6 protein-coding genes and 1 pseudogene are annotated in these 7,110 nt (G+C 63.0%); 6 read left to right on the top strand and 1 reads right to left on the bottom strand.

Annotated features, from left to right (window positions below):
* The first annotated feature begins 8 nt into the window (after window positions 1–8).
* Genes KNN17_RS19670 through KNN17_RS19695 form a run of 6 tightly spaced genes read left to right on the top strand, consistent with a single transcriptional unit; the run spans window position 9 to window position 5,139 of the window.
* Window positions 9–971 carry a carbohydrate ABC transporter permease gene (locus tag KNN17_RS19670; protein WP_241710557.1) on the top strand — a complete coding sequence of 321 codons (963 nt, stop codon included), beginning with the start codon at window positions 9–11 and terminating at the stop codon, window positions 969–971.
* Window positions 968–1,876, top strand: a complete 909-nt coding sequence (locus KNN17_RS19675; protein ID WP_241710558.1) for a carbohydrate ABC transporter permease — start codon at window positions 968–970, stop codon at window positions 1,874–1,876. Before KNN17_RS19670 ends, KNN17_RS19675 begins: the two co-directional genes overlap by 4 nt.
* A gap of 1 nt (window position 1,877) precedes the next feature.
* Window positions 1,878–2,372 carry an RpiB/LacA/LacB family sugar-phosphate isomerase gene (locus tag KNN17_RS19680; protein WP_241710559.1) on the top strand — a complete coding sequence of 165 codons (495 nt, stop codon included), beginning with the start codon at window positions 1,878–1,880 and terminating at the stop codon, window positions 2,370–2,372.
* A gap of 53 nt (window positions 2,373–2,425) precedes the next feature.
* Window positions 2,426–3,205, top strand: a complete 780-nt coding sequence (locus KNN17_RS19685) for an RraA family protein (protein ID WP_241710560.1) — start codon at window positions 2,426–2,428, stop codon at window positions 3,203–3,205.
* Between the two features lie 52 nt (window positions 3,206–3,257).
* On the top strand, window positions 3,258–4,247 hold the full coding sequence (locus KNN17_RS19690; protein WP_241710561.1) for a LacI family DNA-binding transcriptional regulator: 990 nt from the start codon (window positions 3,258–3,260) through the stop codon (window positions 4,245–4,247).
* 31 nt (window positions 4,248–4,278) lie between these two features.
* Window positions 4,279–5,139, top strand: coding sequence for an amidohydrolase family protein (locus tag KNN17_RS19695; protein WP_241710562.1), 861 nt, complete (start codon window positions 4,279–4,281; stop codon window positions 5,137–5,139).
* A 434-nt stretch (window positions 5,140–5,573) separates the two neighbouring features.
* Here the strand turns inward: KNN17_RS19695 and KNN17_RS19700 are convergent.
* Window positions 5,574–6,745: pseudogene (locus KNN17_RS19700) on the bottom strand (IS110 family transposase); the annotation flags it as partial.
* Between the last annotated feature and the right edge of the window lie 365 nt (window positions 6,746–7,110).

Genomic DNA, 7,110 nt, shown 5'->3' on the forward strand with positions numbered 1-7,110 from the left:
GACCTCCGATGAGCACTCTCAGCACTATGCGACGCCACCCGGAACTGACACCGGCCGCAAAGCCGAAGCGGAAGCGGAAGCGGAGAGGAAACCGCGACAATCTCGTCGGCTACCTCTTCCTCAGCCCGTGGCTCCTGGGCTTCGTCTTTATCATCGGCGGGCCCGTCGTCGCCTCACTTTGGCTCTCGTTCACGGACTACTCGATCCTGGGATCCCCGCAGTGGATCGGCACCAAGAACTACGAGATCATGTTCACCCAGGATGACCGCTTCTGGCATTCCCTCACGGTGACCTTGGTCTATCTGGTGGTCTCGGTGCCCCTCGTGCAGGCGTTCGCCCTCTTCCTCGCGACGATGGTGAACCGGGGCGTCCGGGGCCTCGCGATCTATCGGGCGATCTTCTACGTGCCCTCGCTTATCGGCGGGAGTGTGGCGATCGCCATCCTGTGGCGCTTCCTCTTCGCCTCGGACGGTCTGGTCAACGGCGCCCTCCGGGTCCTCGGGATCCAGAGCAGCTACTCGTGGATCGGGCAGCCGGACACCGCACTGAACACACTCATCATCCTGAACGTCTGGCAGTTCGGCGCCGCAATGATCATCTACCTCGCGGGGCTTCGGCAGATCCCGAACGAGGTGCAGGAGGCAGCAATTGTGGACGGTGCCTCCCCGGCACGGCGCTTCTTCTCGGTCACTATTCCCCTGCTAAGCCCGATCATCTTCTTCAACGTCATGATGAACATGGTCGGGGCGTTCCAGGCCTTCAACACTGCCTACATCGTGAGCAACGGAACCGGCGGTCCCGCCGATTCGACGCTCTTTTACACCCTGTACCTCTATCAGCGCGGCTTCGTGGACTTCGACATGGGATATGCCTCAGCCCTCGGCTGGGTCCTCCTCGTGATCGTTGGCCTCGCGGCGGCAGGGCTCTTCGCCCTCAGCAGGCGAGTGGTCTACTACGGAGACGAGCGATGACAGCCACAATCACACCTCCCCGAGAAAAGCGACCGACGGAAAAAACACGACGGCGGCGCTACCGCCCCGACGAGCCCACGCCCCCAGCGCGCTTCCTACGGCAACTCCTGCTCATCGCCATAGCCGTCGTGATGTTCTACCCGCTCGCGTGGATGGTCGGTGCTTCCTTCCGCCCGGACTCGCAGATCTCGGACCCCGGGATCTTGCCCTCGAACTTCACCCTCAACGGCTACGAGACCGGCTTCCAAGGCGTCTCGGGCGTGAGCTTCTGGCAGTTCATACTCAATTCTTTCCTCGTCGCGAGCCTATGCGTCGTCGCAAACCTCATCGCGTGCTCCTTGACGGCGTACGCGTTCGCCCGGATCAACTTCCGGCTAAAAAAGCTCTGGTTTGCGATCATGATCGGCACCCTGCTGCTGCCGCACCACGTGATCCTGATCCCGCAGTACCTCCTGTTCCGGGACCTGCACTGGATCAACACGTACCTGCCATTCGTGATCCCAAAGCTGCTCGGCACCGATGCGTTCTTCGTCTTCCTGCTCGTCCAGTTCTTCAGGGCGATACCGCGAGACCTCGACGAAGCCGCGAGACTCGACGGGTGCGGGCACCTGCGGATCTTCTTCAAGATCATGCTCCCCCTCGCAAAGCCAGCGCTCGCGACGACCGCGATCTTCACGTTCATCTACAGCTGGAACGATTTCTTCACCCCGCTGATCTACCTCTCGGATCCGCACCTCTACACTCTGCCCCTCGCACTGCGCGCATTCATTGACACCACCTCAGGATCAGCTTTCGGGGCACTCTTCGCGATGTCCGTCGTGTCGCTGCTACCCGTGCTCGGTGTATTCATCGCTTTCCAGAAACTCCTCGTCGAAGGAGTCGCCACCACAGGAATGAAAGGTTGACATGAGAATCGCACTAGCAAACGATCACGCCGGCTACGCGCTCAAAGGTGCCGTGGTCCGCGCCCTCCGTGACGCCGGCCACGAAGTGCTCGACGTCGGCACACAGGACGAAACACCCGTGGACTTCCCGCTCGTCACCCAGCGCGTCACCGGACTGGTCCTGGACAGCCACGCCGAGCGCGGAGTCCTGGTCTGCGGTACCGGCGTCGGTGCCTGCATCGCCGCAAACAAAGTGCCCGGCATCAGGGCAGCCGTCATCCACGATGCATACTCGGCCGCCCAATCCGTGGAACACGACGACGTCAACGTCGCCTGCCTCGGAGCCTGGGTCGTGGGCCCCAAAGTGGCCCAAGGAGCACTCGAGGCCTTCCTGTCCGCGCGTTTCAGCACGGACCCGGACTTCCGCCGTCGAGTCAGCCAGCTCGCGGACATGGAGCGTGCCAGCGCCCCGTCCGTGTCCCTCCGTGAAGGGAGGCCAGGAAGCCCGCTCAACTGATCGACCTCAAACACACAGACAAGCACTGCATCTTTTTTGAAAGGTATTACATCATGGCACTGGACAACGCCCGGAAGAAAGAAATCCTCGAGACCGTCAAGCACCTGCGTGTCACCGACATCCGCGACGGCATGGACTGGGTCGGGCTGCACCACTTCGGCACGGTTTCCCCCGAAATCCGCCCGCTCTGGCGGACCAAAGCGGCCGGGTTCGCGCTCACCGCACGCCATATCCCCACCAACCGGCAGGTCCCGACGATGACCCCGCAGGACTACACCAAGTGGGCCTACGAGTACTGGTACGGACAGGTTTTCAAGAACGACATGCCCGAACACATCAACGACACGACCTTCCTCGTCGTCGACACCTGCAACACCCCCACCCCGGCTGTCGGCTCCATGGACTCCATGATCTGGGCCGCACTCGGCGCCCGCGGCGTCCTCACCAACGGAGGAACCCGGGACTCGGACGAGACACTGGAGCAGAAGGCGATCCCGATCTGGTCCCGCTGGATCGTCCAGCCCATGTACCAGGGCCGCGTCGAATGGGGCGGACACAGCATGCCGGTGGAAATCGGAGGCCAGCGCATCAACCCCGATGACCTCATCGTCGCCGACGGGGACGGCGCCATCGTCGTCCCCGAGGACGTCATCGATGACGTCCTCAAGTACGCAATCCAGGAATCCGAAAACGACAAAATCGCCCGCGGACACCTGTTCGACGCCCTCGGCATCCCCCGCAGCGAATCCACCGAATCAAAGTTCGACGTTCCCGCCCACCCCTTCGAACTCAGCCACGAAGACATGGTGCGGATGATCAAGAGGTCCTTCTAATCCCAACCATGGCGGGGCCGGCAATAACCGGCCCCGCCCTTGGGGGCAAACGATGGCAGTAACACGCAACGATGTAGCCAAAGCCGCCGGCGTCTCCCCCGGCGTCGTGTCCTACGTCCTGAACTCAGGGCCCCGTCCCGTCTCTCCCGCCGCGCGCCAAAGAGTTCTCGACGCCGTCGAGACCCTCGGCTACAAACCCGACGGACTCGCCCGTTCGCTCAGAACCGGACAGACCAACACGTTCGGGCTCATCCTTCCGGATGCGTCCAACCCGTTCTTCGCCGAACTCGCCCTGGCCATCGAGGACAGCGCCTATGCAGCCGGGAAATCCGTACTCGTCTGCAACAGCGCCGATGACACGGCCAGGGAACGCACATATCTGTCCACTCTGCTTGAAAAGCGCGTGGATGGCATCATCCTCGTCAGCACTTCCGGCGAGGAAGACTTAGCCGACGTCCTGAACCAAGGCATACCGATCGTCACCATGGACCGGTACCGCGCCCACACACCCGTGTCCACCGTCCGCTTCGACAACCGCCACGCAGGCTATGCGGCGACCCAACACCTCATTTCTCACGGACATTCACGCATTTCCTTCATCGGAGGTCCCGGGTCTGCCCCTGTCTCGGACGAACGCCTCGACGGCTACGAACAAGCAATGGCCGCGGCCCCCGTGAAGACTTCGGTAGTGCACGGTGCGCCCTTCACCTTTCTCGGCGGCTACGACGCCATCCGCGCCCTCCTGGACCAGGACGGACAACCCTCCGGAGTCGTCTGCTCCTCCGACGTCCAGGCCGTGGGGGTTGCGGCTGCCCTCAGCGAGCAAGGCCTGCGCATCCCAGAAGACCTCGCCCTGATATCCATCGACGGAACCGGCCTGGCCGCCTACACCCACCCTCCCCTGACATCCGTGGCACAGCCCATCACGCGCATGGCCCAACTGGCAGTGGAATCAGTCCTGCGCCGCGGCAGTGAAACCCACACAACCCTCGAAGGCGAACTTGTTATCCGTCGCAGCTGCGGATGCCATGGCCATGCCTAGAACGCCCAGCTTCCCTATCAAAGCAGAGGCAGTGACCCCCGTCATCGATGCCCACCACCACTTCTGGAAAACCGCAGCCCAAGCCCAGCCATGGAGGAACCCGAACCATCACGTCCTTGCCCGGGACTACGGCCCTGAACAGCTCCGGCACGAACTACGGAACGTAGGCGTCGACGGCACAATCCTGGTGCAGTCCGTCGACGAACCCGCAGAAAACGACCGCCTAGCCGCCTACGCGGCAAATGACTTCGTCATGGGCGCGGTGGCGTGGCTGCCACTTGCGGACCCGCCATCGGCATACCGGGAACTCGACCGAATCAATCCCATCAAGGTGTGCGGAGTCCGACAGCTAATAGCGGACGACCCCCTTGAATGGCTGACCAACAGAGCGATAGTCGATCTGTTCAAAGAGCTCGCGCGCCGGGGGTTGGCATGGGACGTCGTGCCAGTCACGCCCGGGCAGGTAGCGGCCATCCTGAAACTCTCCGCCGTTGTGCCGGAGTTGAAGATCGTCATCGACCACCTCGGCCGCCCTCCAGTCGATTCACAAGGGTGGGAGCCCTGGGCCTGTCAGATCAGAGAACTCGCGCACTCCCCCACGACCGCGGTGAAAGTATCCGTCGGGATCAACGTGCTCTCAACATGGAACAGCTGGAGACGCTCCGACCTGCTCCCATACGTTGAATGGGCCGCACAACACTTCGGACCCTCCAGGCTCATGCTCGCCAGCAACTGGCCCATAGTCCTGCTCAAAACAAACTATCCGGACGCCTGGCGAGACCTGGCCGCAACCGTCAGTGAAGTCTTCCCGAGCCAAGCAGACCAGAAACAAGTCAGCGGCGGCACCGCCACCCGCTGGTACGGCCTCGCGCCGAAGCCCACACCTCATTAAAAGCACCCGGTCGGCGGCATCCCGGTTAATCAAGCACGTCAAGGTGCGGGGTGGGATCTGCCCGGGACTTCGAGCAACCCGCCGCCGAGACGTTCAAGAGATGAAGATGACCATTCGCCGTTCATACCGCCTGGATGCTTGAGAGCGATCCGGCCTCACTGCAAGACTGTGCCGTAGCCGGAAGCAGTCCCGGGGCAACGTCGCGTAATCAATGCAGGCTTGCAATCTATCACCTCTTCGCGTTGGCATATCAAGAGGTTTATCAAGACAACATCTGGCTCGATAGCGGTTCGCTTTGCAGGACCACGGGACGTTGAAACTCAATCGGCTGGCTATTGCGGGAGTCGCGGGGGCATACTCGTGCCTCGAACGTGTCCCGCCCTCCGTCCGCGAACCGACTTGCCGGGGCCGACACTGGTCTGAGCCGCCGCTATAGGCGTGTAGACGGTGCCGTCGCGGAGCATGGCCCAGAGGACGTTGAGCCTGCGCCGTGCCAGGGAGAGCATGGCCTGGATGTGGGCTTTGCCTTCGAGCCGTTTACGGTCGTAGTAGGTCCGTGACGCCGGGCAGCTCTTGAGTGCGGAGAGTGATGAGAGGTAGAAGACCCGTAGCAGCCGGCGGTCGTAGCGCCGGGGGCGGTGGTGGTTGCCGGTGATCCTTCCCGAGTCTTTGGGCGCCGGGGCGAGTCCGGCGACGCCGGCGAACCTGCCCGGGGTTTGGAAGACGGAGGGATCGCCACCGGTGGCGCCGAGGAATTCGGCGGTCAGGACGGGTCCGAATCCCGGCATGCTCAGCAGCACCGTTGAGTGGCGGTGTTCGGTGACTGTCTCGCCGATGAGCGCATCGAGGTCGCCCAGTTCCTCGTCAAGCCCAGGACTTCCCGGGCAAGGGATGCGACGATCTGCTCACCGATGTGCTGGGCGGGAACTGTGGTGTGCTGGGATTTCGCGGCCTCAAGGGCGGCCGTGGCGACGGCTGCCGAGGAACGGGCGCCCTGCTTCTTCAGCCATGCCTGCAGCCGTGTCTGGCCGGCGCGTCGGATCCCGTCCGGGGTCCGGTGCTTGGTGAGCAGCAGCAGCCCGGCTTTGGAGCGGCTGTAGTCGAAGGCCCGCTCCAGCGCGGGGAAGTATTCAAGCAGCTGGGCCTGCAGCCGGTTAAGCGCGCGGGTCCGGTCCGCGGCTTTATCGGCCCGGCGGGCCGTGAGAAGCCTCAACCCGGTGCTCGTTTCGTCGCCGGCGCGCAATGGTTGGCGGTCGTTGCGCATCCTGGCCCGGTCGGCGATGACAGCAGCGTCTTTGGCGTCCGTTTTGCCGTCACCACGGTAAAGCCTGGACGCGTGATGCACGGTCCGGCCCGGAATGTAGAGGAGGTTCTGGCCGTGGGCCAGGAGCAGCGCGATCAGCAGCGCCGGCCCACCATGATTGAGGTCGGTCGCCCAGACCACGTCGTCGCCCTCCGCAAGTTTCAGTACGCTGGCAATGAGGTCCAGCAGGGCAGGTTCGTCGTTGGGAACCTTCTGCGAGAGCAGCCGCGTGCCATCGACGTCGATCACGACGCAGTGATGATTGGCTTTGCCGGCGTCAATACCGGCCCAAAGTCGTACCAAGAACAGCCTCCAGTCTGTCGGATGAGTAGAGCCCAGCAGATAACCGCGCCGTCGTGTCCTTATCCGGCGATCATGTCGCGTCTCTCAATCAGCGGTCGAGGTCATCGCGGGGATGGCGGGCGGCCAATCCTTCGAAGCCGTCACGCACGAGTCGTCCGGGCACAGCAGCCAAAGCCATACCCGCCTCCCCTGGGTAGCCACGACCCTACAATGGCCGCGGAACTTCACCCGGTAACAACATAAGGACAGCAGCCAAAAAACGGTAATACTGGAACCGGTCTTGGGCCGGTGTGACTCCCCAAAAAACTGACGTGCCTCCGGGCGCTGTCTTCCTGTTGATCTGTCCGCCGGTTCAAGGTCCGTCA

Origin of the sequence: Arthrobacter bambusae (assembly GCF_022606295.1) — a bacterium.
Taxonomy (GTDB): domain Bacteria; phylum Actinomycetota; class Actinomycetes; order Actinomycetales; family Micrococcaceae; genus Arthrobacter; species Arthrobacter bambusae_A.

Coding starts and splice junctions, on each gene's coding strand:
- KNN17_RS19670 (WP_241710557.1), top strand. CDS start 9: ATGAGCACTCTCAGCACTATGCGACGCCACCCGGAACTGACACCGGCC.
- KNN17_RS19675 (WP_241710558.1), top strand. CDS start 968: ATGACAGCCACAATCACACCTCCCCGAGAAAAGCGACCGACGGAAAAA.
- KNN17_RS19680 (WP_241710559.1), top strand. CDS start 1,878: ATGAGAATCGCACTAGCAAACGATCACGCCGGCTACGCGCTCAAAGGT.
- KNN17_RS19685 (WP_241710560.1), top strand. CDS start 2,426: ATGGCACTGGACAACGCCCGGAAGAAAGAAATCCTCGAGACCGTCAAG.
- KNN17_RS19690 (WP_241710561.1), top strand. CDS start 3,258: ATGGCAGTAACACGCAACGATGTAGCCAAAGCCGCCGGCGTCTCCCCC.